The organism is Glaciimonas sp. PCH181, assembly GCF_003056055.1.
Taxonomy (GTDB): Bacteria; Pseudomonadota; Gammaproteobacteria; order Burkholderiales; family Burkholderiaceae_D; genus Glaciimonas.
This window is the reverse complement of the sequence record NZ_PYFP01000001.1, coordinates 1,419,650-1,445,606: the sequence shown is the minus strand read 5'-3', so window position 1 is coordinate 1,445,606 and position 25,957 is coordinate 1,419,650. Positions and strand designations below refer to the sequence as shown.

29 protein-coding genes are annotated in these 25,957 nt (G+C 49.5%); 18 read left to right on the top strand and 11 right to left on the bottom strand.

Annotation, left to right across the window (positions count from 1 at the left end; genetic code table 11):
- Positions 1–57 precede the first annotated feature (57 nt).
- The 3 genes from hisD to C7W93_RS06555 all read left to right on the top strand — a co-directional run bounded on the left by hisD (position 58) and on the right by C7W93_RS06555 (position 2,923).
- On the top strand, positions 58–1,344 hold the full coding sequence (hisD, locus tag C7W93_RS06565; protein WP_108439302.1) for a histidinol dehydrogenase: 1,287 nt from the start codon (positions 58–60) through the stop codon (positions 1,342–1,344).
- Entirely contained in the window at positions 1,344–2,105 is a 762-nt protein-coding gene (locus C7W93_RS06560; RefSeq protein WP_108439301.1) for an SDR family NAD(P)-dependent oxidoreductase, read from the top strand. Before hisD ends, C7W93_RS06560 begins: the two co-directional genes overlap by 1 nt.
- A gap of 62 nt (positions 2,106–2,167) precedes the next feature.
- Positions 2,168–2,923 (top strand): HpcH/HpaI aldolase/citrate lyase family protein, encoded by a 756-nt coding sequence (locus C7W93_RS06555; protein ID WP_201747173.1) that lies wholly within the window; start codon positions 2,168–2,170, stop codon positions 2,921–2,923.
- A gap of 159 nt (positions 2,924–3,082) precedes the next feature.
- Here the strand turns inward: C7W93_RS06555 and C7W93_RS25445 are convergent, their stop codons facing one another.
- The gene (locus tag C7W93_RS25445; protein WP_161539891.1) at positions 3,083–3,517 is read right to left on the bottom strand and encodes a chemotaxis protein CheB; all 435 of its coding nucleotides are present in this window, start codon (positions 3,515–3,517) and stop codon (positions 3,083–3,085) included.
- 346 nt (positions 3,518–3,863) lie between these two features.
- Between C7W93_RS25445 and C7W93_RS06545 the strand changes: the two genes are divergently transcribed.
- The 3 genes from C7W93_RS06545 to C7W93_RS06530 all read left to right on the top strand — a co-directional run bounded on the left by C7W93_RS06545 (position 3,864) and on the right by C7W93_RS06530 (position 6,614).
- Positions 3,864–4,799, top strand: a complete 936-nt coding sequence (locus C7W93_RS06545) for a chromate resistance protein ChrB domain-containing protein (RefSeq protein ID WP_108439299.1) — start codon at positions 3,864–3,866, stop codon at positions 4,797–4,799.
- A 17-nt stretch (positions 4,800–4,816) separates the two neighbouring features.
- The gene (locus C7W93_RS06540; RefSeq protein WP_370446399.1) at positions 4,817–5,992 is read left to right on the top strand and encodes a chromate transporter; all 1,176 of its coding nucleotides are present in this window, start codon (positions 4,817–4,819) and stop codon (positions 5,990–5,992) included.
- 313 nt (positions 5,993–6,305) lie between these two features.
- A complete protein-coding gene (locus tag C7W93_RS06530) occupies positions 6,306–6,614 on the top strand; it encodes a DUF2471 family protein (protein ID WP_108439297.1) in 309 nt (102 codons plus the stop codon).
- Between the two features lie 241 nt (positions 6,615–6,855).
- On the opposite strand, the gene C7W93_RS06525 is transcribed toward C7W93_RS06530, so the two are convergent.
- Together C7W93_RS06525 and C7W93_RS06520 are read right to left on the bottom strand one after the other, a co-directional pair.
- On the bottom strand, positions 6,856–8,100 hold the full coding sequence (locus C7W93_RS06525) for a toxin-antitoxin system YwqK family antitoxin (RefSeq protein ID WP_108439296.1): 1,245 nt from the start codon (positions 8,098–8,100) through the stop codon (positions 6,856–6,858).
- Between the two features lie 101 nt (positions 8,101–8,201).
- Positions 8,202–8,555 (bottom strand): hypothetical protein, encoded by a 354-nt coding sequence (locus C7W93_RS06520; protein WP_108439295.1) that lies wholly within the window; start codon positions 8,553–8,555, stop codon positions 8,202–8,204.
- 683 nt (positions 8,556–9,238) lie between these two features.
- On the opposite strand from C7W93_RS06520, the gene C7W93_RS06510 reads away from it, so the two are divergent.
- Positions 9,239–9,484, top strand: coding sequence for a helix-turn-helix domain-containing protein (locus C7W93_RS06510; RefSeq protein WP_108439294.1), 246 nt, complete (start codon positions 9,239–9,241; stop codon positions 9,482–9,484).
- 68 nt (positions 9,485–9,552) lie between these two features.
- On the opposite strand, the gene C7W93_RS06505 is transcribed toward C7W93_RS06510, so the two are convergent.
- The 6 genes from C7W93_RS06505 to C7W93_RS06485 form a co-directional block, all read right to left on the bottom strand.
- Complete coding sequence (locus C7W93_RS06505) at positions 9,553–10,467, bottom strand: hydrolase or metal-binding protein (RefSeq protein ID WP_108439293.1); 915 nt, start codon at positions 10,465–10,467, stop codon at positions 9,553–9,555.
- A 105-nt stretch (positions 10,468–10,572) separates the two neighbouring features.
- Positions 10,573–11,574: a YqaJ viral recombinase family protein gene (locus C7W93_RS06500; RefSeq protein ID WP_108439292.1), complete on the bottom strand. Its 1,002-nt coding sequence runs from the start codon at positions 11,572–11,574 to the stop codon at positions 10,573–10,575.
- 73 nt (positions 11,575–11,647) lie between these two features.
- Positions 11,648–12,607 carry a DUF932 domain-containing protein gene (locus tag C7W93_RS06495; protein ID WP_108439291.1) on the bottom strand — a complete coding sequence of 320 codons (960 nt, stop codon included), beginning with the start codon at positions 12,605–12,607 and terminating at the stop codon, positions 11,648–11,650.
- A 111-nt stretch (positions 12,608–12,718) separates the two neighbouring features.
- On the bottom strand, positions 12,719–13,180 hold the full coding sequence (locus C7W93_RS06490) for a hypothetical protein (RefSeq protein ID WP_201747171.1): 462 nt from the start codon (positions 13,178–13,180) through the stop codon (positions 12,719–12,721).
- 59 nt (positions 13,181–13,239) lie between these two features.
- Positions 13,240–13,371: a hypothetical protein gene (locus C7W93_RS25245; RefSeq protein ID WP_255419117.1), complete on the bottom strand. Its 132-nt coding sequence runs from the start codon at positions 13,369–13,371 to the stop codon at positions 13,240–13,242.
- Positions 13,372–13,449: 78 nt separating this feature from the next.
- Positions 13,450–13,806, bottom strand: a complete 357-nt coding sequence (locus C7W93_RS06485) for a hypothetical protein (RefSeq protein ID WP_108439290.1) — start codon at positions 13,804–13,806, stop codon at positions 13,450–13,452.
- Positions 13,807–14,039: 233 nt separating this feature from the next.
- Between C7W93_RS06485 and C7W93_RS06480 the strand changes: the two genes are divergently transcribed.
- Together C7W93_RS06480 and C7W93_RS06475 are read left to right on the top strand one after the other, a co-directional pair.
- The gene (locus tag C7W93_RS06480; protein ID WP_108439289.1) at positions 14,040–14,636 is read left to right on the top strand and encodes a PIN domain-containing protein; all 597 of its coding nucleotides are present in this window, start codon (positions 14,040–14,042) and stop codon (positions 14,634–14,636) included.
- Positions 14,637–14,808: 172 nt separating this feature from the next.
- Positions 14,809–15,183 (top strand): hypothetical protein, encoded by a 375-nt coding sequence (locus C7W93_RS06475; RefSeq protein ID WP_108439288.1) that lies wholly within the window; start codon positions 14,809–14,811, stop codon positions 15,181–15,183.
- Between the two features lie 431 nt (positions 15,184–15,614).
- Here C7W93_RS06475 and C7W93_RS25440 read toward each other — a convergent pair whose 3' ends face one another.
- Both C7W93_RS25440 and C7W93_RS06465 read right to left on the bottom strand, forming a co-directional pair.
- On the bottom strand, positions 15,615–15,896 hold the full coding sequence (locus tag C7W93_RS25440; protein ID WP_225869861.1) for a DUF3732 domain-containing protein: 282 nt from the start codon (positions 15,894–15,896) through the stop codon (positions 15,615–15,617).
- Positions 15,897–16,065: 169 nt separating this feature from the next.
- Positions 16,066–16,344: a hypothetical protein gene (locus tag C7W93_RS06465; RefSeq protein WP_108439286.1), complete on the bottom strand. Its 279-nt coding sequence runs from the start codon at positions 16,342–16,344 to the stop codon at positions 16,066–16,068.
- A gap of 310 nt (positions 16,345–16,654) precedes the next feature.
- Between C7W93_RS06465 and C7W93_RS06460 the strand changes: the two genes are divergently transcribed.
- The 9 genes from C7W93_RS06460 to C7W93_RS06420 all read left to right on the top strand — a co-directional run bounded on the left by C7W93_RS06460 (position 16,655) and on the right by C7W93_RS06420 (position 25,942).
- Positions 16,655–17,866 carry an ABC transporter substrate-binding protein gene (locus tag C7W93_RS06460; RefSeq protein WP_108439285.1) on the top strand — a complete coding sequence of 404 codons (1,212 nt, stop codon included), beginning with the start codon at positions 16,655–16,657 and terminating at the stop codon, positions 17,864–17,866.
- 69 nt (positions 17,867–17,935) lie between these two features.
- Complete coding sequence (locus C7W93_RS06455) at positions 17,936–18,940, top strand: fumarylacetoacetate hydrolase family protein (RefSeq protein WP_108439284.1); 1,005 nt, start codon at positions 17,936–17,938, stop codon at positions 18,938–18,940.
- A gap of 248 nt (positions 18,941–19,188) precedes the next feature.
- Positions 19,189–20,541 carry an MFS transporter gene (locus tag C7W93_RS06450; RefSeq protein WP_146177526.1) on the top strand — a complete coding sequence of 451 codons (1,353 nt, stop codon included), beginning with the start codon at positions 19,189–19,191 and terminating at the stop codon, positions 20,539–20,541.
- Between the two features lie 163 nt (positions 20,542–20,704).
- Complete coding sequence (locus C7W93_RS06445) at positions 20,705–21,925, top strand: CaiB/BaiF CoA-transferase family protein (protein WP_108439282.1); 1,221 nt, start codon at positions 20,705–20,707, stop codon at positions 21,923–21,925.
- A 32-nt stretch (positions 21,926–21,957) separates the two neighbouring features.
- Entirely contained in the window at positions 21,958–22,752 is a 795-nt protein-coding gene (locus tag C7W93_RS06440; protein WP_108439281.1) for a crotonase/enoyl-CoA hydratase family protein, read from the top strand.
- A gap of 43 nt (positions 22,753–22,795) precedes the next feature.
- Positions 22,796–23,494: a dienelactone hydrolase family protein gene (locus tag C7W93_RS06435; protein ID WP_108439280.1), complete on the top strand. Its 699-nt coding sequence runs from the start codon at positions 22,796–22,798 to the stop codon at positions 23,492–23,494.
- A 74-nt stretch (positions 23,495–23,568) separates the two neighbouring features.
- Positions 23,569–24,339, top strand: a complete 771-nt coding sequence (locus tag C7W93_RS06430; protein WP_108439279.1) for an ABC transporter ATP-binding protein — start codon at positions 23,569–23,571, stop codon at positions 24,337–24,339.
- On the top strand, positions 24,339–25,049 hold the full coding sequence (locus C7W93_RS06425; protein WP_201747170.1) for an ABC transporter ATP-binding protein: 711 nt from the start codon (positions 24,339–24,341) through the stop codon (positions 25,047–25,049). The genes C7W93_RS06430 and C7W93_RS06425 overlap by 1 nt, the downstream gene beginning before the upstream one ends.
- 8 nt (positions 25,050–25,057) lie before the next feature.
- On the top strand, positions 25,058–25,942 hold the full coding sequence (locus C7W93_RS06420; RefSeq protein WP_108439278.1) for a branched-chain amino acid ABC transporter permease: 885 nt from the start codon (positions 25,058–25,060) through the stop codon (positions 25,940–25,942).
- Positions 25,943–25,957 lie beyond the last annotated feature (15 nt).

Genomic DNA, 25,957 nt, shown 5'->3' with positions numbered 1-25,957 from the left:
GGCATACCTTATCTCAATTCATTTTCCGAAGTAAATTTTTTCGTCCAGGAGTAGAGCATGGCAATTCAATATTTAAAACAGGGTAAGCCGGTACAAGAGAAGTTGGATATCGACACAAAAGTGCGATCCATCGTAGAAGCAATTCTTACGGATATTGAATCACAAGGAGAAGTGGCGGTACGTGAATATTCCCAAAAATTTGATAGCTGGAATCCCGCAAAATTTCGTTTGTCCGATGTCGAAATACAGGCATGCATCGATTCGCTATCCCCTCAGGCGGTGGCGGATATCACGTTCGCTCAGACCCAGATTCGTCGTTTTGCACAGATTCAAATGCTTAGCATGCGTGACGTTGAGGTCGAAACGTTGCCGGGAGTGATTCTTGGTCACAAGAATATCCCAGTCAATTCGGTAGGGTGTTATGTTCCCGGCGGGAAATATCCATTATTGGCGTCGGCACATATGGGCGTGTTGACTGCCAAGGTTGCTGGCGTTAAGCGGGTGATTGCGTGCGCGCCGCCATACGAGGGGAAGCCTGCTGCCGCGATTGTTGCTGCAATGGCCATGGCTGGGGCGGATGAAATCTATGTCATTGGGGGCGTGCAGGCGATCGCTATGATGGCGCTAGGTACCGAAAATTGCGAAGCCGTTGATATGTTAGTCGGTCCGGGAAATGCTTACGTGGCCGAAGCCAAGCGACAGTTGTTTGGCAGAGTGGGGATTGATCTGCTAGCCGGGCCTACCGAAACGATGGTCCTGTGCGATGACACAGTGGACGCCGAACTAGTGGCCGTCGACTTGCTAGGGCAGGCCGAGCATGGGCCGAACTCGCCAACGGTATGTGTCACCCGGAGTAAAAAGATTGCTGCGGAGCTACCGGCGGCAATCGAAGCCGTGCTAGAACGACTTGATACAAGGGATATTGCAAGGCATGCGTGGCAAGATTATGGCGAGATAATTCTTTGCGATACACAGGAAGAAATGCTTGCAGAATCAGAGCGTATTTGCTCTGAACATGTGCAAGTGATGACCGAAGATCCTGAATGGTTTTTTGAAAAGATGACCAACTATGGCGCACTTTTTCTAGGGCATCGCACTAACGTCTCCTACGGGGATAAGGTCATTGGTACTAATCACACGTTGCCTACGAAAAAATCTGGGCGTTTTACCGGTGGTCTTTGGGTTGGAAAATTTATTAAGACGCACAGCTATCAGCGTGTGTTAACCGATGAGGCAAGTGTGCTGATCGGCGAATACTGTTCGCGCTTGTGTGCGCTGGAGCATTTTTCAGGACATAAAGAGCAGGCCGATATACGCGTGCGACGTTTTAGGAAAACATCGTAATGCGTTCGGACCAAGTATTACAGACTCTACGCGGCAAGGTCGTGGTGATTACCGGCGCCACAGGCGGGTTGGGTAGTGCAATCGCGAAGATATTTGCATTGCACGGTGCCAATGTCGTGGTCGGTTTCAACCGTTCGATCGCCAAGGCTAATGCCTTGGTGGCGACGCTTTCTGGTAGTGGCCATATCGCGTTGGCGATACCCGTGACCGACAGTTCACGCCTTGAATTGGCCAGAGACAGGGTGCTTGCACAGTACGGGAGATGCGATATTTTGGTTAATTGTGCGGGCACCACCACATTTGTCGCTCACGGCGATCTGAACGGTATGAACGACGCGCTGATCGACGAAATTTTCACCACCAATGTACGCGGTGCTATCGCATGTGTGCGTGTATTTCAGCAGATGCTGGCAGCAACGGGAGAAGGGCTAATTGTTAATATTTCTTCTGTGGCAGCGCAGACGGGGATTGGAAGCAATATCGCTTACTGTGCCAGTAAGGCTGCGTTAGATAATTTAACCAAATCGCTCGCACGCGCACTAGCACCTCAGATCAGAGTATTGAGCGTCGCACCGGGTTTGGTTGATACCGAATTTGTGCAGGGACTAAGTCAAAAATGGCGGGAGGAGCAAGTACTCAGGACCCCCTTGGGGCGCCTCGCTACGGTCGATGAAATAGCCGGAACGGTACTGGCCACCGCCGTCTATCTTACTTTCACGACAGGTGCGGTCATTAGCGTTGACGGGGGGCGTCCACTTTAATGTAGAGGCTTCTAGGTTTGTAGTATTTCTTGCTTTACCAGCTAAACTATTTATAAAAAAATATGATGAAATCTCGCATCTCGACATTTTCCGCTCGCTTGAGTAATCAAGAAAAACTCGTAGGAACCTTTATAAAGTCGACCGATTACACCAATATTGAGGTATTGGCGAATACCTCGTTATCGGTGCTTTGTCTTGATACCGAACACGTTCCATTTAGTCGGTCCGCTCTGGATATTTGTTTGCTCGCCGCGCGCGCTGGCGACATGCCAACACTGGTACGTATTCCCGCGGCGCGCGCAGAATTAGCCTTAAACGCTCTTGACTGCGGAGCCTCGGGGATCATGGTGCCGCATGTCACCAGTGCCCAAGAAGCGCAGGCTGCGGTAAATATGTGTCATTACGGATCTGGTGGCCGAGGTTATGCAGGCTCAACCCGCGCGGCCGGATATACCAGGATTAACGCGGCAGAACATTTGTTGAACAGCCGAAGCAACACAACTGTAATAGCGCAGATTGAAGATGTAGATGCGCTTCTTTGTATCGATGAAATCGCGGCTGTAAAAGGGATAGATTGCTTGTTTATAGGACGTGCAGACTTAGCTGTATCGATGGGGACGACTGATCAGGCACATCCTGAAGTCGTGGCGGCTATGCAAGTGATATGCCATGCCGCGCACAGCGTTGGTAGGCGTTTGGGTATGTATCTTGCAGATGCGGCCGAAATACCATTCTGGGAGAAGCAGGGTGTCAGTCTTTTTTTGGTCGCCTCAGATCACAGTTTTTTAATGCAAGGTGCAAAAAATCTCTCTAGATAGAAACTCGGTTTTTTTTAAAGCAGCGCTCGCCAAGACCAGGTAGATGTTTGCGAACATCCCGGGATTCTCCAGGTGTTGCGGCACCGGGTTTTACCTTAAGGACCTGATGACCGGTTCTTTTTATGTAATTCGCCTTGACGATTGGTTCTAGCAACATACTCAATAGCCGTGGTCTTTGATTATTTCTAGCCTAGCGGTCCCATCATCAAGGGCACCTGAAAGTAAGATGCCAATTACCCTAGATCCGTAACATAGGGCGGCTGAACGAAATAGCGTATCGATAGACGGACGTGAAAACTTTTCTTTGGGACCCGACGTTAACTTTATTCGGCTGTTCTTTACTAAAAGATGCCGGTCAACTGTTGGGAGGTAGATACGCCCATGAATTACCGGGTCACCTTCAAGGGGACGTATTGCAGGGAGTGCGCTAGCGCCATTGAGTATATCTGCCAAAAAACTACGCCTATCGGCAGGCATATGCGTAACGACAAGTAAGGCAGCCGGCAGTGTTGATGGTAGGCCGGCTACTAGTATTCTCAATCCTTCGAAGCTACCAGCCGAACAGCCAATTACTACTATGTTTCGTTGAGTCATCAGCTTTTCCTGCCTTGGTAGCATGGAAGATATCGATATATTGGAACTAGTCCATTGGCCGATTCAAATATTAAAACAAAATGATGTTAGCAGTATTTTTGAGCGAGACGTGCTTAGATAGCGATCGAATTTCCCCAAAGCAACATTGTCCGATTTGTAAAGGTTGACCTTGTAAATCGACTATAGCAGTGTAGAAAATGAGTCATATGATTTGCTGTCGCTACTAGCACACTCGGCCGAACTCCTTTGACACGCGAAACTGTCGCCAGAGCAATAAAATGTCATTACGGCGACTCCGCCAAAATTGGTATTGTAGATAATTCTACACATATGTAAAATTATCTACATGAATAAATATCTATCACTTATTACCAGCCTACCAACGGAGAATGCCACGGTACGCATGCGTGTCTGGCGGGCGCTCAAGGCATCGGGTGCAGCGGTGTTGCGCGATGGTGTCTATCTAATGCCCGAGCACGAACCTTGCCGTAACACATTGGAAGCGGTCGCCGCTGACGTGCTTTCAGGTGGCGGGACCGCCCTTGTTTTGCGCGTTGAAGAACCCATTGGCACCAATTTCGTTGGACTGTTTGACCGTAGCGAGGATTACGCAGCACTACTGGCAGAGGTCGCCAAAGTCCGTGAAACACTGACCACCGATACGGTGATGAATGCGCTCAAGCAAACGCGCAAGCTACGCAAGGCCTTCGCCAATCTTGGTGACATCGACTTCTTCCCCGGCGAAGCCCAGCGGCAAGCGGATGCGGCCCTGCAAGAACTGGAACTGACTGCAGCCAGGGTATTGGCCCCGGACGAACCGCACCCGGCCAATACACCGATCTCCCTCCTGTTAATAAGCCAATACCAAGGTCGTACGTGGGCAACGCGGCGGCGGCCTTGGGTGGATCGACTGGCCTGCGCCTGGTTGATCCGGCGCTTCATTGATCCGCAAGCTCGTCTGTTCTGGCTGGAGTCGCCCAATGACTGCCCGGCCGATGCGCTGGGCTTCGACTTCGATGGTGCGACCTTCAGTCACGTGGGCAGCCGCGTCAGCTTTGAAGTGCTACTGGCAAGCTTCGGTCTTGAGCAAGCGGCGCTCAAGCGTCTTGGCGCATTAGTACATTACCTCGATGTCGGCGGCGTGCAACCACCCGAGTCTGCGGGAATTGAAAGCGTACTCGCCGGACTGCGTGAAGCCATCACCGATGACGATCACCTGCTAGCGGTCGCCAGCAGCGTGTTCGATGGGCTACTTACCGCCTTCCAACAAGAAACTAAATAACAGCAGGAATCGTGACCGTGAACGAAACAACCAAACCGCCCTACACCTTGTGGCAACTTATCCTGTACCTCCTCCGCTTAGGTACGTTTGGCTTTGGCGGCCCGGTCGCATTGATTGGCTATATGCATCGCGACTTAGTTGAGCGACGCGGCTGGATCAGCGAATCAGACTACAAGGAGGGTCTTGCGCTGGCGCAGATCGCACCTGGACCGCTTGCTGCCCAGTTGGGCATCTACTTGGGCTTTGTGCACTTCCGCCTTCTTGGCGCGACGGTGGCAGGGCTTGCCTTTGTGCTGCCGTCGTTCCTTATGGTTGTGACCCTCGGGTGGGCCTACGTCGCGTTCGGCGGGCTGACCTGGATGGAGTCCGTTTTTTATGGCGTTGGCGCGGCAGTGATCGGCATCATGACCATCAGCGCGCACAAGCTCGCCAGTAAGAACCTTGGTCGCGACAAGCTCCTGTGGGGTATCTTCTTGTTGCTGGCGGCGACAACCATCATCACGCAATCGGAAGTCGCGTGGCTGTTCATTGCTGCGGGCGTGCTGGTATGGGTAATCCGTTGCAAACCAAAGTTGGGTTCGTCGCATCTGACCGCTGCGCTGGCGACGCAATTTCCCACTATTGCTCTTGCCTCCGCAAGCGATGCTAATACGCTGATCCAGATTGCTCTGTTCTTCACGAAGGCGGGAGCCTTCGTGTTCGGCTCGGGCCTGGCCATCGTGCCCTTCCTCTATGCAGGTATCGTCACCGAACACCACTGGCTTACAGAAAAGCGGTTCGTCGATGCCGTGGCCGTTGCCATGATTACTCCTGGTCCTGTGGTCATCACCACAGGATTCATCGGTTACCTGATTGGTGGTTTGCCCGGCGCCGTCCTAGCCGCCGTAGGCACTTTTGTTCCCTGTTACCTGGCTACTGTCATCGCTGCCCCATACTTCAAAAAATACGGCAAGCTGCCAGCGCTGATCGCTTTCGTCGATGGCATCACGGCAGCTGCCATCGGTGCCATCGCTGGCTCCGTGGTGGTGATCGCGCAACGGTCAATTATTGACACTCCGACCGCCTTGCTAGCGTTGGGCACTGCAGCGCTGTTATGGAAATTCAAGAAATTACCAGAACCTGTCATCGTGATTGGTGCAGCGTTGATCGGACTAGCGGTCTACCCCTTGCTACTATCGCCAACAATGCAGTAAACACGCCTTCGGCATTCAGCAACAGAGAGGCGCCAGACGCGGGCAATCCGGTAAGTCCCAGCATCAACAATACCGGGGCCCCGACTCCACCTGCCACAATCGCTCCAACAAACCATAGTGCCTTGTTGGATGCAATTGATGCAGATAACGTCTGCCGAGAGTTTCTTATCCGTTTGGCTACTAGAGGGCGTTGACTGAAAAACATCTCGATTTCTCTAGACGCTTGTGAATAGTTCTATCGAATTCTCTGGGCAATTTCAAAATGAATATATACTGTATATAAATACAGTACTAATTTGGCCTTGGAGGGCACATGGAATTTTTGGAGATGTCTGAGTTTGATGCGGTCGTGGCGCGACTAGAATTGGTTATCGAGCCTATTGTGGCGCGCCACCGTGGGGAGGGCGACAAACTCACTTGGCGCTTAATGCAAATGATCGAGAGAGAGGCTATTAGTGAATTACAAAGAGAAGGCCATTTGAATCCAGTGTATATCAGCATGGTTCGTCCATCACCAGTATTTAGTTATCCTGAGACAGATGCTTTGGTCAACTTCGGTGAGTCTAATGCGATTGCTTGCTCATATGCGATGATTTATGAGGCTTATAGTCGTTTACATTGATATGTATTCGTTCAAAGTATATTTCCCTAGCTCGCGCCGATTTTCTTTCCACCGATTGGTGCAATCTGCAAAGACGGTTTCCCCTGATGCGATAGGAAACTAAGGGAGTGGAATTCAAAAAAATAAGATCCTGAGGCTAAAGTTGGCTTTCGCGAGTGACAGTAGTTTGCTGTGCTTAGGACAAAATGTCCGGCCCAGTTGAACTGTCACTCGCGAAATTTCCAACCACGTTTGATGAATACTATTTAGGTTTTTTCCCCTGTGTGCACCACTCTTTCCATTCCCCCCGTTGATCGGTCCTGATCAACGCTTCGTCTCCCGCTTCTTGACGATATGCCGCCACCCAGCTCTCGACGCAGTTGCCGATATTGGTCGGGTCCATAAGAGGCTGCGTATTGAAGGTAGGTGCGGGCAAAGATGGGGATGAAATTTCAACGTCATCTTTGTAATTAATTTCGTAAGTGATTGTCCCATCACTGCTGAGCTCTTGATGCGGGCCATCGCGTTTGCCTTCTTTGTAATTGTCAATGACATAGAGGTACACTTTCTGCGTGGAGGGATTTAACCGGTATTTTTTTTGCGGACCATCGAGCAGACCATTTTTGTAATAGGATTCGGTATGATCAGCCGTCAGACTTCCTTCTATTTGCAACCCGGTTTTTTTCCCTTCTTTCCAGATAAGGTCGATTACCCTGATTGTGCCGGTCGGATCCAGTTGCTTCAGAAATCCCGACGCTTTACCATCCACCCAGTCTAGATCGGCCCACAGCACCGAGCCGTCTTCACTCCATGCTCGCTCAGTACCCGTTTTGACATCATCTTTGTAAGTCGTTTTTTGGATCAGTTTGTGCGTGGTCGGATGATAAGTTTTCTCTATACCATTTTTTTTTCCATCCACAAATTGCACTTCGTAGAGCGGATATTCACCATCCAGCGTGTATTGCGTCACATCGCCATCTTGCTTTCCCTCTTTCCATTTGTTTTTGTAAATGAGCTTTCCGTTGTCGGGATTGAATAACTGCATTTTCCCATCCAGGTGACCCTTGTCATAATTGGTTTCGGCAATCACTTTACCGGATGTGCTGCTAAACAGCTTGAAGCGATCTTGCAGTACACCGTTGTCAAAGGAAAACTCACTGGTGACTTGGTCACTCTTGACTGGTCGGCAAACTCCTTTACCTTGTAAGCTGCCATTTTTTATGGTCACATCGCATGCCTCTCCCAAGAGGTAGTAATTTTCCTTTACTAATGTATTTAATGTTCGTTCGATCGGTGCAAAGCCTTCATATAAGGGCGGGAGTTGGAAGGTCCGCATGTTGGTTACGCGCCCTGAAAACGGGGAGTTAGTACCAGTGGGGAAAATCTTGCCATTCACGATCTCCGCATTGCGGAAATCCAATACTTTCTTGCCGCAACCGGCCAGCACTAACGTAGCGCCAACCATACCTACCCACAGCGTGTATCGTAAAACTGTTGAAATATTCATCCCATACTTTCTTTTAAGTTGCTCCTAATTCGGGATATCCCCATCGGCAAACGCTATTGGCGGATTCAACGATTGCATCGTTGATGAACCGTCGCGTGGTGTTAATCCCTCAGGAACCGGATGAGTACCAAGAGGATAAAAATGCCCAGCCAAATGAATTTGGTGTTTTTGGCCATGGTCTGCAGCTCTCCGTTTTTCTCGAAATAAAATTCGCCGGTAAAGGCGAGAGAAAAATATGCTGGCGGGAAAAACATGAAGCACACGAAAGCAAACCAGCGCTTTCTGAACCAAGGTACATCAGCGTAATGGTGTATTTCGGGTGCAATGAAGGTGGGGGAAGGCGTGGGTTCGCTAGGGCTGTTTGCCGTGAGTTGTGGCGCACCACATTGCGGGCAAGTGGTTGCGGTTACATGGATCTGGTGCGCGCAACCGCGACAGAAGACGAGGGAGGTCATAGAGTTCTTTCTTTGAAAGGTTAGGAAATTTGGCCGAGGCTAAGCAGTAATGTGATGGAGGCCAGAACAAGGGAGACAATTGCGATTGTTTTTCCGGAACGTCGTTGGTGAAGATTGATGCCGCCTAATATCGCGCTAGTAATAGCGAATACGGCGGATCCTAAAATCGAATCTGTGTCTCCATCGCTTGTCATACTGCTTAGTAACGAGAGGCACGCAAAAGCGAGGGAGGTAATTGCGACCCAACTAGGGGATTCCATTTTTTGCTGGAAGGTGATGTTTGCTACCTGGGAGGCCCCGCAATGAGGACATAGCGGAGCACTATCATGAATTTCTTTGCCGCAGCCACGGCAAAATACCATTGTCATTTCGCTGCCTCCTGCGATGTGCAGGTGAGGGCACGGTGGAAGCTAGGTAGCGCTTTGTATTGGTTTGAAGATTGGATGGGAGCTGACACATGCACACATGGGAATTTAGTACGTTTCAATGTAATTCCTTCGAAAAATAAAAGTAAAACGGAGTTGTAAGTACGGGCGTAAGAATGTTTATCAATTTCTAATTCGGGTTTGAAGCCACTCCAAAAGCTGTGGCGACTCCTTAATTGCCCGATAAAACGCAATGTAAGTTAAAATGGGTCGTAAATACCGTGGTCGTTAACGCATCATAGCGCGACGATTTGCGGTATGGCAAGAGTCTCTGGAAAAGTAGATAAAAATGGTTACCTCGTGCGATTAGGAGTTGCGATACGGGCACGACGCATCGCGTTGGCGCTGTCACAAGAAGCTTTGGCTGATTACGCTGAGGTTGATCGATCCCATATGGGAAAAATTGAGCGTGGAGAACGAAACGTCACGTTCCTAAACATTGTTCGTATAGCTGAAGCCATTCAATGCAAACCATCTGATCTTTTTATTGATGCAGATCTTTGACCTTTGCATTGATGGTTCTTCAGTTTGGACAAGATCCCATTAGGCCGAGTTGAAAAATGCAATGACGCTTATGAGGGGGCAGTAGCAAAGCTGGCAGTTTTTCTGTCCAGTTTGTCTTTTAGCGTCGGTTTGGTTTTGACGGCAGCAACATCTACATTCCCGTCGATACTACTTTCACCGGTTGCGGGATAGAATTCTTCGACAATTTCGGAGATATCTTCGTCGCTATCCTCGAACGCACCATTACTCAATCCCTGATATCCCGCAGCATCCAATGCAGCTTGCTCATAGCCAGTGGCTAAGCGCTGGCTGTGGAGCTCCTTAGCATCAGCGATCGCTTGTGCCAAGGTTTGCCCTTCTCGCACGCCAATATCCGCGTAATAGATCGGAGTACGATGGCTCATGATGGTGCTCTTGGCCCGTAGCCGGAGGGCTAGCGGCAAGCATGCCAGCAGATTACCGGAGACGGCCTGGTAGTAGCTCAGTCGGGCGGCAAGGGTGCGAATGCTATTGAACCCGGTGGTCCTGAAGATGAAAGTTCCCAGATCATCTTCTTGCTCGGCGATGCGTACGTTCAATCGACCATACGGTTTGCAGCCAGCCTTGGCCACCTCACATGCATCCGGCGATGGACAGGGTAGTGGCGCCATGCCCGATGCCGTGTAGCGTCGGCACGTCTCCCCATTGCCGGTATAGAGTGGCCTGCCGTTCTGGCGATCGAACAAACAGTATTCAGCACGGAGGTTGAGATCCGGTTCGTTGAACAGCAACCGGATCGGGATGGCGCGGATCTTGTGATTATCCTGCGTTTTGCGCAGTGCCTCATCGTACGGATGGGGAATCCATCCGTCCTTGTTTTGCACCTGGGTCGTGATCGTGAATTGATCGTCTTTTTCCGGTAAGCGCTTACCGTTCTTTTCGACTACCTTACCTATTGAAATGCGCCCCAGTATCGGCGGCGTGATGGCAAGTCCTTTGATCATTGAATTTTCCTTAAAATAGTACAGCCCGCCCCAGTTTCCGCTCGGGGCAGGCAGCACAAACAGCCCGAGCGGAGGGGCGACCGACTTCGGTTGAACGACGAGGAACTACGTGGTAATGAGAAAGCGGCGACTGCCGGGTTTGACGAGAGGATAGCGTTGCCGCAGATCGGGTTGATCTTTCAACAGCGCCTCGATATCGATCCCGAGGCCATCCTTGCTGCGTTTCCAGCTGACGGATCCGGTGTCGAACTGGATTTTGCTGGCGTCCCCCATACATTGCTGGATTCGCTGCTTCAGTGTTTCAGCGATGTGTTCACGTTGGGCGATCTCCTCCCGCACAACGAGCAAGTCGGCAAAGGCGGCGGACATCCTGCGGTCGTGGCTGAAATCGAGGGTGGTGCCAGCATCCTGCGGATACAGGCAGCGCAAGGCAGTATCAGCAGAGTCACTACCATCAGCCGGTGGGGGCGTATCGGATTCGACGTAGTGCCAGAATTGCTGTTCCAAGGCGATCAACCGGGCAATTAATGCATCATCCCGTTCGATCCGATAGATCCGGATTTCTTGCCCGCAGACCAGTACACAGACATCCGCTGCCGCTTTATGGGTGACCGCCAATTGATGTTGCACTTGTAGCTGTACGTATTCCGGCACGCCGTCTTTCCATAGCCGTGCCCCAAATTCACCAGCGGTTTTACACTCCAGAATTTGCACATCTGCCGCGCCGGTGACTTCCCGGTCGATGTTCGCCAGCATCCAGGGAAATTCCGGGTGTTGCAGCACCGCATTGATCTTACGGACCCGGTGGCCCGTGCGGCGGGTGTAATGCGCTGCGACGATGGGTTCCAACAACGTGCCCCAATACAGCGGACTGGTTTCATCGTTGGGATCGATTTTGGGTAAATTGCCATCTCTCCCGGTTTTGATCATCCATAGTTCCAATTGGGATTGGTACGGATTCAAGCCAACGGCAGCGCCAGCGTCGCTACTGCCGAGTCCGCGCTTGCGCACCGATAACCAGTCGTCCCGACTCAAATCGTTGGTCTTGACCAGTTTCAAGGCAGGGCGACCGGTCCGTGTTGCATGCCTCTTTTCTGCTATGGCCATCATAGGCTCCTAAAAGAATACAGCCCGGCGAGTGAGCACTCGGCCGGGCGGTTATGACGTTGATGGGAAAAACTTAAGCGACCATCAGCAAGGCCTGTTCCAGCGCCTTCTGTTTTAACGTGGCCCCGGCACCGAACCATGCGGCTTCTAACCGATGGTCGGGACTGCGCGCACGGCGCTCATGGTCGACATACTCTGTCACCGCATTCAGCAGACCAAAGGCCGTCCCTTTGGAAGAGCTCAATGCGGCCCCTTTGCCCTGACCGTCATATAGCCCCTGGACTTTCTTCATCGCCCGTTCGTTGCTGAGACCAGTGGCCGTGGTGGCCGGATCGGTAAAGACTCGCAAGAAATAATTCATCGCTTCGTGCGCTTTCACCTTGCGCTCGGACAAGATTTTTATGCGATATAGAAATGCATCCCAGGCCGAGACCGATATGCCCAACTGTTTTTTGACGGCTTGCGGATCGAAGCTGGTGCTGTGCGGCACCTTGACAGCACCGTTGCCATTCGCCAGCGCGACTGCCAGCGTGTTATTGCACACCACCCGGATGCTGGTGAATTGCGCAGTGGTCGCCAGCGTGCCGTCACAGGCGGTGGCCAAGAGTAAATAGCCGTTGATCGTGTCATTGCCTTTCAGCGTGCCCGATTGACCGGTTTTAGCGAGTGCCCAGATTTTGCGACCGAACTTGAGTACCCCCGCCGTTTCCAGTGCGAAACCGGAGATGTCGGTCAGGTCGCGGTAAAACTCCAAAATGTCGCGTGGTTGCACGACCTGATAGCGATTGGAAACCACCGATAACGGGGCTTTGGTGTCGGACCGATACAGCACCTTCTGTTCTGGAAACGACATGATCGCGCCCAGTGCACCGGCCGACTCCGACATGTAACGGACCGGCGTTTCCAGAATATTGAATGCCATACCGGCTTGTTCAGCCCAGACTTCGAGCGGTTGTTTGGCGGTCAGACGGTTACCGAGGCCGTGCCAGGGTGTGGCGTTGACGTACGCCATTTGTTCGACGAGATGTGCCATTGCGTATTTCCTTTAAAGGGTGTGCACGTGAGGATGCCGCTGCGCATCACAGCAGGGACAGCGCACGTGCAAGAGAGGGTGGAAAGGTAAGGGGAAAGAACTAGCGAGGAACTACGGATGCGAAAAGTCGGGTCGGAAGAAGTCGTCATGCAGGTCGGATGCGAGGTCATCATCGTCTTCCTGATCATAGTCGGGCGGATGATCGCGGGGAGATCGATAGTCATTTCGTTCATGATCGTCAGCAGCAGGGGGCGTACTAAATGCGTACTGACAGGCCAGGCAATGATAGTTGTCGAGGACATGTTCATCAATAATTTCACCCAGCTTGACTCCCGCTGCGCAGCCCGTAGCGCCACAGAGCAGGCCGCCGATGATCGCGCCCGCAATGCCGCCAATCGCCCCACCTGCAGGACCGGCGATCAAGCCGGTGACCGCACCGATTTCCGCGCCGCTGGCAATGCCGACCGCACCGGCCGTGGCACCAGCGACCGCACCAATGGCACCACAGGTTTTTTTAGCGTAGTTATGGATATGAATCCGTTCAGAATGACATTGCGGACAGGTAAGTGGCATGCGGTGTTGCTCCTTTCGGGTGGTGGAGGGAGATGGCGGTTCTGGTCGAGGCCATGCGGTTAAGCGCCATGGTCGCCATCCCTTTTTACTTTTGTGATGTACGCACCAAGGCAAATGGTGGAGAGTGCACTGACCACAAACACGATGGCAAATGCGGCGAGACTTTCGAGAGGGGAGTTAGTTGATCCCATCGGGACTCCTGATCGTAATAGTTGATTGAATGGGGACGTCATGCGGGTTTGAGAATGCGAATGAAAAAGTTGCATCGTCTATGTATGAACAAGATGGCTTTCTGGTGGGCGAAGTAATGTGCGTAATTGCCACACTCTGGCATGCGTAATGGCGAGCAAAATCACAAGGGTAGAAATCGCCAGGTCGATGTCGATTTCCACATCATTGCCAATGGCGATCACGACATAAGCAACAAGCGATATGAACAAGTAGATGCAGCTGTAGATATAGTTTCGTGAACTTTTGCTAGCGACAGCCTTCGCAAGCACAGGCCTGGTTTTAAGCGCTTCAACTAGATCTTCCATATTCCTCGCTTTGAAGACCGGAGAAAACACGACAATTGTTAGAGCCCCGACGATGGTGTTGAGCAGCGTGAAGGCGATATTTTTATCCATGGAATTCCTTGAGTTTTAATTGAGATTTAGATCGACGAGTGAGAGTGGTTGTTTCCATTCTCAAAGCGGTGATATAAGTCTGTATTTATTTGGAATCGACGTGATGACGGCATATTGAGCAGAGGAATTCTCTGCGCTGTTTATGACGTTTTGGCGGGATTTTTATTGCTTGGTCTCGCAAGCTGATACATTAACGCTAATAGCTATTTGAGCCGCGCTGACTGGGGGAGTTTTTGAGAACAAATTTCGTGCTGGTGGATTTCGAAAATATCCAGCCAAAGAATATGAGTCTGTTGAATGGAGAGCCATTCAAGATCAAGGTTTTCGTTGGCGCTAATCAAGCAAAAATTCCTTTGGATATGGCTCGTGCCCTCCAGGTGTTTGGGCCTGATGCTGAGTACATCCAGATTGATGGGAACGGTGGTAACGCGCTCGACTTTCACATCGCGTATTACATCGGGCGACTGGCCGCAGCGACACCCGATGCATATTTCCACATCATTTCAAAAGACACAGGTTTCGATCCGCTGATCAAACATCTGAAGACACAAAAGATATTTTGTCAGTGGTCGACGTCAATCGCTGATATTCCGTTGCTCAAGATATCCAACACCAAGTCGATTCCTGAGAAAATCGATGCGGTAATCGACAATCTCTCGAAAAACAGAACATCAAAGCCTCGAACGCTCAAGATACTTAGAAGCACTATAAAGTCTCTCTTCGTAAATCAGCTTGCTGACGACGAGCTTGATGGGCTTCTTGAACAGTTATTAAAGCGTGGAGCTATAAATATTACTGACAACAAAGTTGCCTACGCACTTCCGTCATGAGTTCCAACCGTATTATGCAAGATCGCTTTCGGTGAGGTAGCTATATGCCTGGAGGGCAAGCCACGCTGCGGCAATTGTCTTTTGTGCCCTCATTGCCAATACAATGCGCCGGCGTTATAGAGCCCACCCTAGTAGGTGCAATTCACGTAAACAAAAAAAGGAGGACGCTGCAATGAAGTTCAAATATGGTATCCGCAACTGGGTGGAGTACCGTGAATTGCTGCCTGATCTGGTCGAAGTGGATTTTCATTGGTCAGAGGAAAAGATCACTAGGCTATATCATGAAAATATGCAGGAAGTTTGGGACGTTGCCCTGGACAGCCTTATCACGGCCCAAGCGGCGGGGAAGAAATATATCATGTTCACGCACGGAGGCTCTACATCGGGTCTCGGCAAAACAACGTCGCGATCACAGGTGCGTAAGTTAATGCGCAGCAAGGAGGCTACGCCCTATATCATTCGGCGTGAATGCATTGAACAGAGTACCGTTTTTGTTGCCGCCATTCGTCCACTAAAGTCTGATGATGGAAACTCCAGTGCGACGTAGGCCGTATATCAGGAAACATCGCATGCATTAGCGCCGACTGGGCAATCTAATCCTCTAGTTATACCGCAATTTTCAGCCGAGGTTGAACAACAAAGGGAAAAGCCAAAGTTGGCCGTTTGCCATTCTTGCGGCACCGCTGCCGGTTACCATGTAGCCAAACTGTGTTGGTTTCACACGGCGAGGTTCGGCGGTAATATTTATTGCATGGATTGCCAGCAGAAAATATAGGTTGTTGGAGTTGAACGTAGTGCACCGAAACCCTGAATCGAGAAACAGGTTGTCGATAATCCGGACACGCGCCGCGTCTGCCGCTGTCCAGTTGTATCCAGCTTTTTTGGGGCATGATCTAGGTCAATATGCCCCATTCCCAAAACTATGCCGCCATCCATAACTTGGCAGATCTATAGTGTGAAAAGCTGTTGACGACGCGCTCATTCGTACCAGTGTGGTGGAATGAGTTTTTTGCCGTCCCGCCAGACATCCACCTCGTGGAGCTCGTCGATTCCGCCATAGATTTCATCTCTGGCATGATCCAGCACAATGCATTGCCACTTGCCGCGTTGCGCGCGTACCGAATCAGCCAGCGTTTTGAATATGCCGATAACTGCTTGTACGTCTTCATCGTCGTACAGCGACTGGTCATCGACTTGCGTACCGCGGTTCGTTTTCGGGAAATAGACCTGGCTGGGTTGGTCAAAGACGGCAAAGCTTATCGAAATTGGGAGCTACTAGCTAGCTTCAAGGTGCCAAAGTCATGGCTCCGGCTCTGTATATGGTTGGCGAACGCGACATCGAGGCTGTAAGTAATTCTGTGTAACTGCCCAGCTTGGCCAAGTGTTTTAACCCGTCCAGGTGCTTTTCCAATAGTGCTGTAAAAATCAATCAGACCAAAGCCAGACTATCAGAATCAGCGACATAAAAATCATTTGCTACTCCAAATAAAGCACAGTCCCTTGACTCCAACATTCCTGCCGTAATCAATTCCTTACCTAGCTTTTTTAAGTCATTCTCTGCCAGCTTAATGACATAAGCACTTGCCAGAAATTTTTGTCGGGTCTCGCATTTTCGTTCCTCTACTGCTTCACGATTTTTGGTTGGCTGAATACGCGCTTCAAGCTCTGCTTTCTGTTGAAGTAGTTCTTCTAAATTCGGTTTGCTCATTTTTTATCTTTCCTATTTTTATTGTTTGAGCGTTGACATTTTAAATTCACGCTGTAGTACATAAATAACAAACAAAAAAACGTCAAGAGCAGAACAGCGAAATGCGCACTTATCCGAATCATTTAAACAAGATATTTAACAGTCATCATAAATTCTGGCGATCAACATTTTAGATTCACAGCAATTGGAATATTTACTATGCGAGATTTCTATCAAAAATATAGAAAAATATCATTTTTCCTATCAATTTCTTTAGTTTAAAGTTCGTTTCGTATACATAAAGAAGTTAGAAATATAAATGAGGAGACATATGAAAATTAAGAAATTTGCTCGCTTAGCGTTGGCGCTTTTAGTTGCGAGTTATGTTGCTAATACAGTGGCTCAGCCAAAGATTTCAGATGACGTTGTAAAAATTGGCGTACTAACTGACTTATCTGGAGTCAATGCCGATCTTTCCGGGCCCGGCTCCGTATATGCAGCGCAACTGGCAGCTCAGGATTTTGGCGGAAAAGTGTTGGGAATACCGATTGAGATTGTGTCCGCCGATCACCTAAATAAGGCAGATATCGCAGCGACTAAGGCACGTGAATGGTTTGATAAAGACAAAGTCGATATGATCGTCGATGTGGTTGTTCAGGGATTGCCTGTTATGCAGGTGGCGAAAGACAAAAACAAGATTGTTCTCCTTACTGGAACCGGGAACACCCGAGTAACCAATGAGGATTGCAACAATAACACCGTGCAATGGGTTTTTGATACAGATGTACTTTCGCGTATTGTGGCACGTGAGTTGCTAAAAAAAGGGTTTGATAGCTGGTACTTCCTGACCGCTGACTATGTGTTTGGGGTTAGCCTTGAGAAGAGTGCAACGCAAGTCCTACTGGCGGGTGGAGGAAAAGTGTTGGGTTCGGTTCGGCATCCATATCTCGCGTCGGATTTTTCTTCCTTCATACTTAAAGCTCAGCAATCCGGTGCAAAAGTGATCGGTCTTGCAAATGCGAGCGGCGACACAATTAACGCAATCAAAGCCGCTGAAGAGTTTGGCGTGACGCCGAAGCAAACTCTGGCAGCACTACTGCTTCAAATCACCGATGTTCACAGCTTGGGACTCAAAACTGCACAAGGTATGTATTTGGCTGATGGATTCTATTGGGATCGCAATGACGAGACGCGTGCATGGTCCAAACGGTTTTACGCGAAGATGAAGCGGATGCCTACAATGAACCAGGCAGGCGTCTACTCAGCTGTTACGCATTACCTTAAGGCCATCCAGGCTGCCAGCACCGATGACACCCAAGCGGTCATGAAAAAGATGCGGGATACGCCGGTCAACGACTTCTTTGCAAAAAATGGGCAGGTTAGAGCGGATGGTCGGATGGTCCACGACATGTATTTTATTGAAGTCAAAAAACCGGGAGAGTCTAAATATCCATGGGACTACTACCATATACGTAGAACTGTGCCTGCGGCAGAAGCCTTTCCCTCGCTATCCGAAAGTCGTTGTGCGCTTGTTAAAAAGTAATTCGAAGTATTTAGACACAAATCAATCGTTAGAAAACTAAAATCCAGCAATAGCATCGGAGGGTTATAAATGTTCAAACTCGGCACATTTTCTGATCAGAATAGCGATGCATTCGTGGGAATGGTCTTGGGAAAGAAGGTCGTTGCTATTTCCATCGTCCATGCCCATTACAGAGACTCCAGCTTCAACCTGACGGGAACCTTGTCCGCAGCAGATAGCATCAGCAATTTGCTTCAAGACTGGGATAATAATTTCGCAGTTCTCCAGGCAATGGAAGCATTTATCGGGAGTGAAGATATAGCATCAGATCGGCTAAAGGAGTCGGTCTACGATCTGTCTTCACTGCGCGTACGACCGCCTATCGAAAAGCCCTCAAAAATGCTGAATTCGGCAGCAAACTACCGAGAGCATGTAGCCGAAATGAGTAACTATACTCAGGCAGCTGGAAACGTGGACAAGACCAAAATTTTTGCCGGTGATAAAAGTACCGCAAAACCGTATTTTTTTCTGAAAGCTCCCAGCGCACTAATTGGCGCATATGACGATATCGTGTTGCCGTCCGGTGAGCATCAGATTGACTGGGAAGCTGAAGTCGCTGTGGCGATTGGGAGACCCGGAAAACGGATCAAAGCCGCCCAGTCAATGCTGCATGTTGCCGGGTTCATGACCGCAAATGATGTCACTTGTCGTGACTTATTATGGCGCGCAGATCGTCCGAATTTCCGCTCTGATTGGTTTGCCTCAAAGTCTTTCGATACATTCGCTCCAATGGGCCCTTTTTTTGTTCCTCGCGAATTCGTGCCTAATTATTCTAATCTCCATATTTCTTTGAAAGTAAATGGAGAAACCAAACAGAACGGTAATACGGACGATATGATTTTCTCTTTAGAAGAGCAAATTGAATATGTTTCCGAGATGATGACGCTCCACTCAGGGGATATCTTTATGACGGGTACGATCGGTGGAGTCGGCCAGAGTACTGGAACTTTCTTGAAAGCTGGCGACATTGTCGAAACTGAAGTTGATGGACTTGGAATGTTAAGGAATCGTGTCGTCTTAAGCGTCAATGATTAGTTGACTGCTATCAGAAATAAGTACGGACGCACTAAGCGCTCTCTCGGAAAATATTAAAAAATTGGATTGAGAGAGTGATTAATGTCGGAGTCTTATTACAACCTTCGTCAGATGTTATGTATCGGCTAGTTACCTATCGTCCGTTATTTGAGCAATCTGGATAGCACAGCACAGAAGCGTCCAATTAAAATAATTTAGGAGTCATCATAGCTACGCTCGTAGAACTTTCGGAAGCGCTCGTTTACCGTTTGGATCGATTACCATTCTCTCGATGGCACCGTAATTTAGTCGCGGTTGCATTTTTTGGGGTTCTATTCGATGCAGTCGACTTTGCGATGTTCGGGACAGCACTTCCATCCCTATCGAAGGAGTTCCATCTGGATCCAGCACAAGCTGGAATGCTGGCAACTCTCGGACTGGTCGGCGCTTTCTTGGGAGCGCTCTTTTGGGGCACCATTTCGGACTATATTGGTAGACGAACTGCATTTAAAGCTACGGTCGGCATCTTCGCGGTGTTTACCGGTCTCACTGCAGCGTCTTGGAACTTGGCCACACTTGGCATCGCACGGTTTGGATCGAACTTCGGTCTTGGCGGGGAAGTCCCCGTCGCCACTACTCTTGTTTCTGAATTCATGCCAAGCAGCGTACGAGGTCGTGCAACCGGGTTAATGATGGCGGCATTTCCGCTTGGCCTAGTCATCTCTGCACTGCTAAGTTTGGCGATTGTTCCTACCTATGGTTGGCGGCCACTGTTTGTTATTGGCATCATACCGGCAGCTTTGCTGTATTTCGTTCGCCGTCACATGCCGGAGTCTGTTCGTTATTTGCTTAGCAGAGGGAGAGTAGCGGAAGCGCAACGTACGGTTGATATCATCACAGAGTCTGCGCTGGATTCCAATGCGTCCAGTCCCATCGTAAATGGTACTAAGCCGCTTGTGAAAAATACCAACCTTGAAGAAACAATTTCAAACAATCCAGGCGTAACTTTTTTGGATCTGCTCGCGCCAGAACATCGCCGGCGTACGATATTGCTGTGGATCGTTTCTTTTTGCTTTTTATGGTCCTCTAACGGCATCTTATTTATGTTGCCAACGATCCTGACCCAGCGTGGCTTCTCATTGAGTCAAGCAATCGGGTTTCAATTAATTCAAGCCATTTTTGCCGTTGCCGGTTATTCCGTATGCGCATTTTTAATTGACCGATACGGACGCCGGCCAGTATTGTTTTTCTATTATTTTGTTGGGGCTGCCTTTCACCTTTGGTTTGCAACTGCGAATGGCATGTGGATGGTTGTAGCAATCGCTTTTGTCGGCTGGGTTAATCCAGGCGTATTTGGTGCAAGCGCCGTTTATGCGGCTGAACTATATCCCACCCGTATTCGCGCGACCGCAGTCGGGTGGTTCTTTGGGATCGGTAGAATCGGTTCCTTCCTTGCACCGGCGGTGATCGGCTACATGCTGGCTAACAATCTTGGTAAGTACGTACTCCATACATTTGCTTTGACCTACCTTCTCGCCGCAATAGCACTATACCTTATCGGCATCGAAACAAAGGGCGTACTGCTTGAAGAAATAGATGAGGAGGAGGTGCCGGCGCATTAGAAACTTATATGCCAATAACGCACTAGTCGAGGCTATAAGCCAGGGCAGCGTTGATTCTACACAAAAATTCACGACTGCAATGTGTTGGTATTTTTAACGACATCATCATAGACCTAATTCAGCTTCCAAAGAATATGTCGTCATTAGCAAAAGGATTGTAATAATGTCTGGAGCACTTTCGCATTTACGTGTCCTTGATCTATCACGTGTACTGGCCGGACCGTGGGTCGGCCAAACGCTTGCCGACCTTGGTGCAGACGTAACCAAAATTGAAAGGCCAAAAGTAGGCGATGATACGCGTTCATGGGGCCCGCCTTATTTAAACGATGGTTCGGGTAACGAAACGTCTGAGGCGGCGTACTTTCTTAGTGCGAACCGTAATAAAAAATCAGTAACCATAGACATAACTGCACCTGAGGGGCAGGAGATTGTGCGTCAGCTCGCAAAAAATGTTGATGTCGTGATTGAAAATTTCAAAGTCGGTGGACTCAAGCAGTATGGCCTTGATTACGAATCTCTCAAGGCAATTAACTCTAAACTTATATATTGCTCCATAACTGGTTTCGGACAAACCGGCCCATACTCGCCACGCCCCGGTTATGATTTTCTCATTCAGGGGATGGGTGGATTAATGAGCATCACCGGGGGCAAGGAAGGAGATCCGGGAGCTGGTCCCCAGAAGGTGGGCGTTGCTCTGACCGATATTCTCACTGGCCTCTATTCAACCGTCGCGATATTAGCAGCTCTTACGTATCGTGATATCACCGGGATTGGGCAGCACATCGACATGGCTTTACTCGACGTGCAGATCGCAGCTCTCGCAAATCAGAACATGAATTTCCTGATAACCGGTGTGGCACCCAAGCGGATGGGAAATGCCCATCCGAACATTGTCCCCTATCAGGATTTTCCGACGGCAGACGGCGATATGATTTTGGCCGTGGGTAACAATGCTCAATTTGCCAAATTGTGCGATGCGGTGGGTCATCCAGAATGGGCGAAAGATGAACGATTTGCTGATAACAAGGCGCGCGTGGTTAATCGTGAAAAGTTGATCCCATTGCTGCGACAAGAGACCGTAATGCGCACGACTAAAGAATGGGTAGCGTTGCTGGAACAAGTTGGTGTTCCTTGCGGACCGATCAATACGTTGCAGGACGTGTTCGACGATCCGCATGTAAAGGCGCGAGGAATGCAAATTGAGTTACCCCATCCACTGGCAGGTATGGTGCCGTCGGTTGCAAATCCAATTCGCTTATCTGAAACCCCTGTCGAATATCGCTCGGCACCGCCGACACTCGGACAGCACACAAATAGCGTGCTGAAAGAGCTCGGCATGGAGAGCTGCGAAATTGCCTTACTTGCCGCGCGTGGAATTATTTAAAGTACCGCCATGAAAAGTAACTGGAGAAAATCATGAATGATTTTATAAAATACGAAGAGGCCAATGGCGTTGCAATCGTTACGCTTAACTCGCCGGAAACGCGTAACACCTTGTCATCGGAGACAGAATTTGGGGGTATAGAAGCGGTTTGCAAACGGATTCAATTAGATCGCTCCATACGTGCGGTCGTGTTGACTGGAGCGGGCAAAGTTTTTTGTGCTGGTGGAAATATTAAAGCGATGCTCGTACGTGCACTTGATCCGTCTGCACGTCCTATCGATGAGAGATATATCTACAAAGATGGAATTCATCGCATTCCGTTGTCGCTTTACAATCTGGAAGTGCCCGTCATTGCAGCTATTAACGGACCAGCGATTGGTGCGGGGCTTGATCTTGCTTGTATGTGTGATATGCGCATCGCCAGCGAGAGAGCCACATTTGCAGAAAGTTTCGTCAAGATAGGCATCATTCCTGGTGATGGCGGCGCGTGGCTTTTGCAACGAATCATCGGTGTAAGCAAGGCAGCTGAATTGACCTTCACTGGCGATACGATCAATGCCAGCGAGGCACTCGCGTGTGGCTTGGTATCGAAAGTTGTACCGCCGGATCAATTGCTTTCTGAAGCGGTGGCACTAGCCCAACGTATTGCAGCCAACCCTGGTCATGCACTCCGCATGGCAAAGCGGTTAATGCGTGAAGCACAGTGGAGTCGCCTTGAAACGATTCTCGAGATGTCAGGGGCATTCCAGGCGCTTGCACATTCCACCGATGAGCATCGTGACCTGATCGAGAGGGCGGTAAAGCGTCTGTCGGAATCACAAACGTAAGGTCGCAGCCCGCGATAATTAGTTGCACATTAAGGAGATAGTGATGAGAACAGAAAACATTATAGTGCCGCTTAGAGATGGCAATATGGGCGCTTATTTGGCAATTCCAGATGGGCCTCCGAAGGGAGCCGTCATCGCGATTATGGAGATCTGGGGCGTCAATGACACCATGCGTCACCATGCACATGAATTTGCCGAAGCAGGATTTATTTGTCTCGTCCCAGATCTATTTTGGCGGCAGGAGCCGGGAGTCGAGTTGTCAGACGGCAATCAGGAGGATATCAATAAGGCGTTTGATCTCTACTACGATTTTGATTATGACCTTGGTGTGCAGGATATGGAAGATACGGCGATTTATCTGAAATCGCTTAAAGAGTCCAATGGCAAGGTGGGTGCAGTTGGTTATTGTCTTGGCGGTAAGTTGTGTTACCTAATGTGTTGCCGCACAGATATCGACTGTGCAGTAGCCTATTACGGCACTTACATTGAACATAATATTCGTGAAGTTTCGAATCTTCATCGGCCTTTCTTGCTGCACATGGCTATGCGAGATCGGTGGGTGCAAGCAGAAGTTAACGAACTGTTAGAACGAAAATTATCGCCCAATCCTCATGTAAGGATAGAGAAATATCCAGGTGCAGACCACGCATTTGCTCGTGTAGGTGGCAAAACCTACAGCGAACCCGAAGCGACCAAAGCATTTGCGTCGACAGTCGATTTCTTCATAAAGCATTTTAAATAATATACCGATTAAATTTGATCAGAATGTTATATCCCCGAAGCGGGATGTTTATAAATATGAAGGGAGGAGACCGTATGGACGATGTCATTTTAGAAGCAAAGAAATTGACTAAGGACTTCAAGGGATTCACCGCAGTCAATGCGGTGGACTTGAAGGTTCAACGCGGCCATATTCATGCACTGATCGGCCCCAATGGGGCTGGAAAGACAACTTGTTTCAACTTGCTCACGAAATTTCTGATACCCACTTCAGGTCAAATCCTGTTCAATGGGTCTGACATTACGTTTGCGGAACCAGCCCAAATTGCCAGGCAGGGAATCATTAGATCGTTTCAAATTTCGGCCATATTTCCCCACCTTACAGTCATCGAGAACGTGCGAATCGGATTGCAACGGGCGATGAACAATTCATTTCATTTTTGGAAAAGCGAACGCAGTTTATCGAGGCTGGATGATCGTGCGATCGCTTTGTTGTCCGAAGTTGATCTCACCGATTTTGCATATAAAGTAGCCGCCGATCTTCCATATGGCCGCAAACGGGCGCTGGAAATCGCCACGACGCTCGCGATGGAACCCGAGCTAATGTTGCTCGATGAGCCGACGCAAGGCATGGGTCACGAGGATGTAAGTCGGGTAACAGCGTTGATCAAAAAGATATCAAAAGGACGCACCATTTTGATGGTCGAACACAACATGAGTGTCGTAGCCGGAATCTGCGACAAAATCACAGTACTCCAACGAGGTGCCGTGTTGGCGGAAGGTCGCTATGAGGAAATTTCAACTAATTTGAAGGTGATGGAGGCGTATATGGGAACGACGGCCTGCGCACTGGAAGGAGCTCATTGATGATTAGAAAAGCCCTGGAAATAGAAAATCTCCATGCATGGTACGGCGAGTCGCATATTCTACATAACGTCAATTTATCCGTTAACCAAGGCGAGGTCGTCACCCTGTTAGGTCGAAACGGAGCCGGACGCACCACGACCTTGCGGGCAATCATGGGGCTAACTGGCACACGCAAAGGCTCAATTAAAATTGATGGGGTGGAAACGATAAATTTGCCCACTTATAAGATCGCCCATTTAGGTATTGGTTACTGTCCGGAAGAGCGAGGTATTTTTTCATCGCTGTCAGCCGAAGAAAATTTGCTATTGCCGCCGGTCCTATCAAAGTCTGATCGGTGTATGTCGATCGCGGAAATTTACGACATGTTCCCGAATCTCGCAGAACGCAAATCAAGTCAAGGTACGCGACTCTCCGGTGGAGAGCAGCAGATGTTAGCCGTGGGACGTATTTTGCGTACCGGCGCTAGTCTATTGCTGCTTGATGAGATTTCAGAAGGCTTGGCACCAGTTATAGTTCAGGCACTCGCACGGATGATTCGTACACTAAAAGCAAAAGGCTACACGATTGTGATGGTGGAGCAAAATTTTCGCTTCGCTGCGCCGCTGGCGGATCGTTTTCTCGTGATGGAGCATGGGCAGATTGTGGAATCTTTCAGTGCGTCGGAACTAGGCTCGAAAATGCCAGTGCTTAACGAGTTGTTAGGAGTATAGGAATCGCTATGGATATTTTCGGGATACCTTTGCAAGCATTGTGGGCTCAGCTTTTGTTGGGACTAGTCAACGGATCGTTTTACGCAATGCTATCGCTCGGACTCGCCGTAATTTTTGGCCTACTCAATGTGATTAACTTCGCTCATGGTGCGTTGTACATGATGGGCGCATTTCTGGCATGGATAGGTCTGAATTACTTCGGGATCAATTATTGGGTGATGCTGATTGCGGCACCGTTGTTGGTTGGTATAGTTGGTATCGTATTTGAAAAAACTATGCTGCGTTGGTTATATAAACTAGATCATTTGTACGGCCTATTATTGACCTTCGGAATTACACTCGTGATCGAGGGTTTGTTTCGTTCGTTTTATGGTGTGTCGGGCCAGCCTTACGCAGCACCGGATGCCCTGGCTGGCGCCACTAACGTGGGTTTCATGGTTCTGCCTAACTATCGCACTTGGGTCGTGTTCGCTTCGCTGGTTGTGTGCTTCTCGACTTGGTTCGTAATTGAAAAAACCAAATTGGGGGCGTATCTGCGTGCCGGCACTGAGAACCCGAAACTGGTAGAGGCATTCGGCGTCAATGTGCCACTGATGGTGACAATGACTTATGGTTTTGGTGTGGCGCTGGCCGCGTTTGCTGGTGTGTTGGCTGCACCCGTGATCCAGGTTTCGCCATTAATGGGATCTAATCTAATCATCACCGTCTTTGCCGTCGTGGTTATAGGAGGTATGGGTTCGATTATGGGCTCGATCATCACTGGACTGGCGCTGGGAGTAATAGAAGGATTGACACGGGTGTATTACCCAGAAATTTCTTCGACCGTGGTGTTTATCGTGATGGCGATCGTTCTCATCATTCGTCCGGCTGGTTTGTTCGGCAAAGAAAAATAATCGGAGTATTACATG

Coding starts and splice junctions, on each gene's coding strand:
- hisD (WP_108439302.1), top strand. CDS start 58: ATGGCAATTCAATATTTAAAACAGGGTAAGCCGGTACAAGAGAAGTTG.
- C7W93_RS06560 (WP_108439301.1), top strand. CDS start 1,344: ATGCGTTCGGACCAAGTATTACAGACTCTACGCGGCAAGGTCGTGGTG.
- C7W93_RS06555 (WP_201747173.1), top strand. CDS start 2,168: ATGATGAAATCTCGCATCTCGACATTTTCCGCTCGCTTGAGTAATCAA.
- C7W93_RS25445 (WP_161539891.1), bottom strand. CDS start 3,517: ATGACTCAACGAAACATAGTAGTAATTGGCTGTTCGGCTGGTAGCTTC.
- C7W93_RS06545 (WP_108439299.1), top strand. CDS start 3,864: ATGAATAAATATCTATCACTTATTACCAGCCTACCAACGGAGAATGCC.
- C7W93_RS06530 (WP_108439297.1), top strand. CDS start 6,306: ATGGAATTTTTGGAGATGTCTGAGTTTGATGCGGTCGTGGCGCGACTA.
- C7W93_RS06525 (WP_108439296.1), bottom strand. CDS start 8,100: ATGAATATTTCAACAGTTTTACGATACACGCTGTGGGTAGGTATGGTT.
- C7W93_RS06520 (WP_108439295.1), bottom strand. CDS start 8,555: ATGACCTCCCTCGTCTTCTGTCGCGGTTGCGCGCACCAGATCCATGTA.
- C7W93_RS06510 (WP_108439294.1), top strand. CDS start 9,239: ATGGCAAGAGTCTCTGGAAAAGTAGATAAAAATGGTTACCTCGTGCGA.
- C7W93_RS06505 (WP_108439293.1), bottom strand. CDS start 10,467: ATGATCAAAGGACTTGCCATCACGCCGCCGATACTGGGGCGCATTTCA.
- C7W93_RS06500 (WP_108439292.1), bottom strand. CDS start 11,574: ATGGCCATAGCAGAAAAGAGGCATGCAACACGGACCGGTCGCCCTGCC.
- C7W93_RS06495 (WP_108439291.1), bottom strand. CDS start 12,607: ATGGCACATCTCGTCGAACAAATGGCGTACGTCAACGCCACACCCTGG.
- C7W93_RS06490 (WP_201747171.1), bottom strand. CDS start 13,180: ATGCCACTTACCTGTCCGCAATGTCATTCTGAACGGATTCATATCCAT.
- C7W93_RS25245 (WP_255419117.1), bottom strand. CDS start 13,371: ATGGGATCAACTAACTCCCCTCTCGAAAGTCTCGCCGCATTTGCCATC.
- C7W93_RS06485 (WP_108439290.1), bottom strand. CDS start 13,806: ATGGATAAAAATATCGCCTTCACGCTGCTCAACACCATCGTCGGGGCT.
- C7W93_RS06475 (WP_108439288.1), top strand. CDS start 14,809: ATGAAGTTCAAATATGGTATCCGCAACTGGGTGGAGTACCGTGAATTG.
- C7W93_RS06465 (WP_108439286.1), bottom strand. CDS start 16,344: ATGAGCAAACCGAATTTAGAAGAACTACTTCAACAGAAAGCAGAGCTT.
- C7W93_RS06460 (WP_108439285.1), top strand. CDS start 16,655: ATGAAAATTAAGAAATTTGCTCGCTTAGCGTTGGCGCTTTTAGTTGCG.
- C7W93_RS06455 (WP_108439284.1), top strand. CDS start 17,936: ATGTTCAAACTCGGCACATTTTCTGATCAGAATAGCGATGCATTCGTG.
- C7W93_RS06445 (WP_108439282.1), top strand. CDS start 20,705: ATGTCTGGAGCACTTTCGCATTTACGTGTCCTTGATCTATCACGTGTA.
- C7W93_RS06440 (WP_108439281.1), top strand. CDS start 21,958: ATGAATGATTTTATAAAATACGAAGAGGCCAATGGCGTTGCAATCGTT.
- C7W93_RS06435 (WP_108439280.1), top strand. CDS start 22,796: ATGAGAACAGAAAACATTATAGTGCCGCTTAGAGATGGCAATATGGGC.
- C7W93_RS06430 (WP_108439279.1), top strand. CDS start 23,569: ATGGACGATGTCATTTTAGAAGCAAAGAAATTGACTAAGGACTTCAAG.
- C7W93_RS06425 (WP_201747170.1), top strand. CDS start 24,339: ATGATTAGAAAAGCCCTGGAAATAGAAAATCTCCATGCATGGTACGGC.
- C7W93_RS06420 (WP_108439278.1), top strand. CDS start 25,058: ATGGATATTTTCGGGATACCTTTGCAAGCATTGTGGGCTCAGCTTTTG.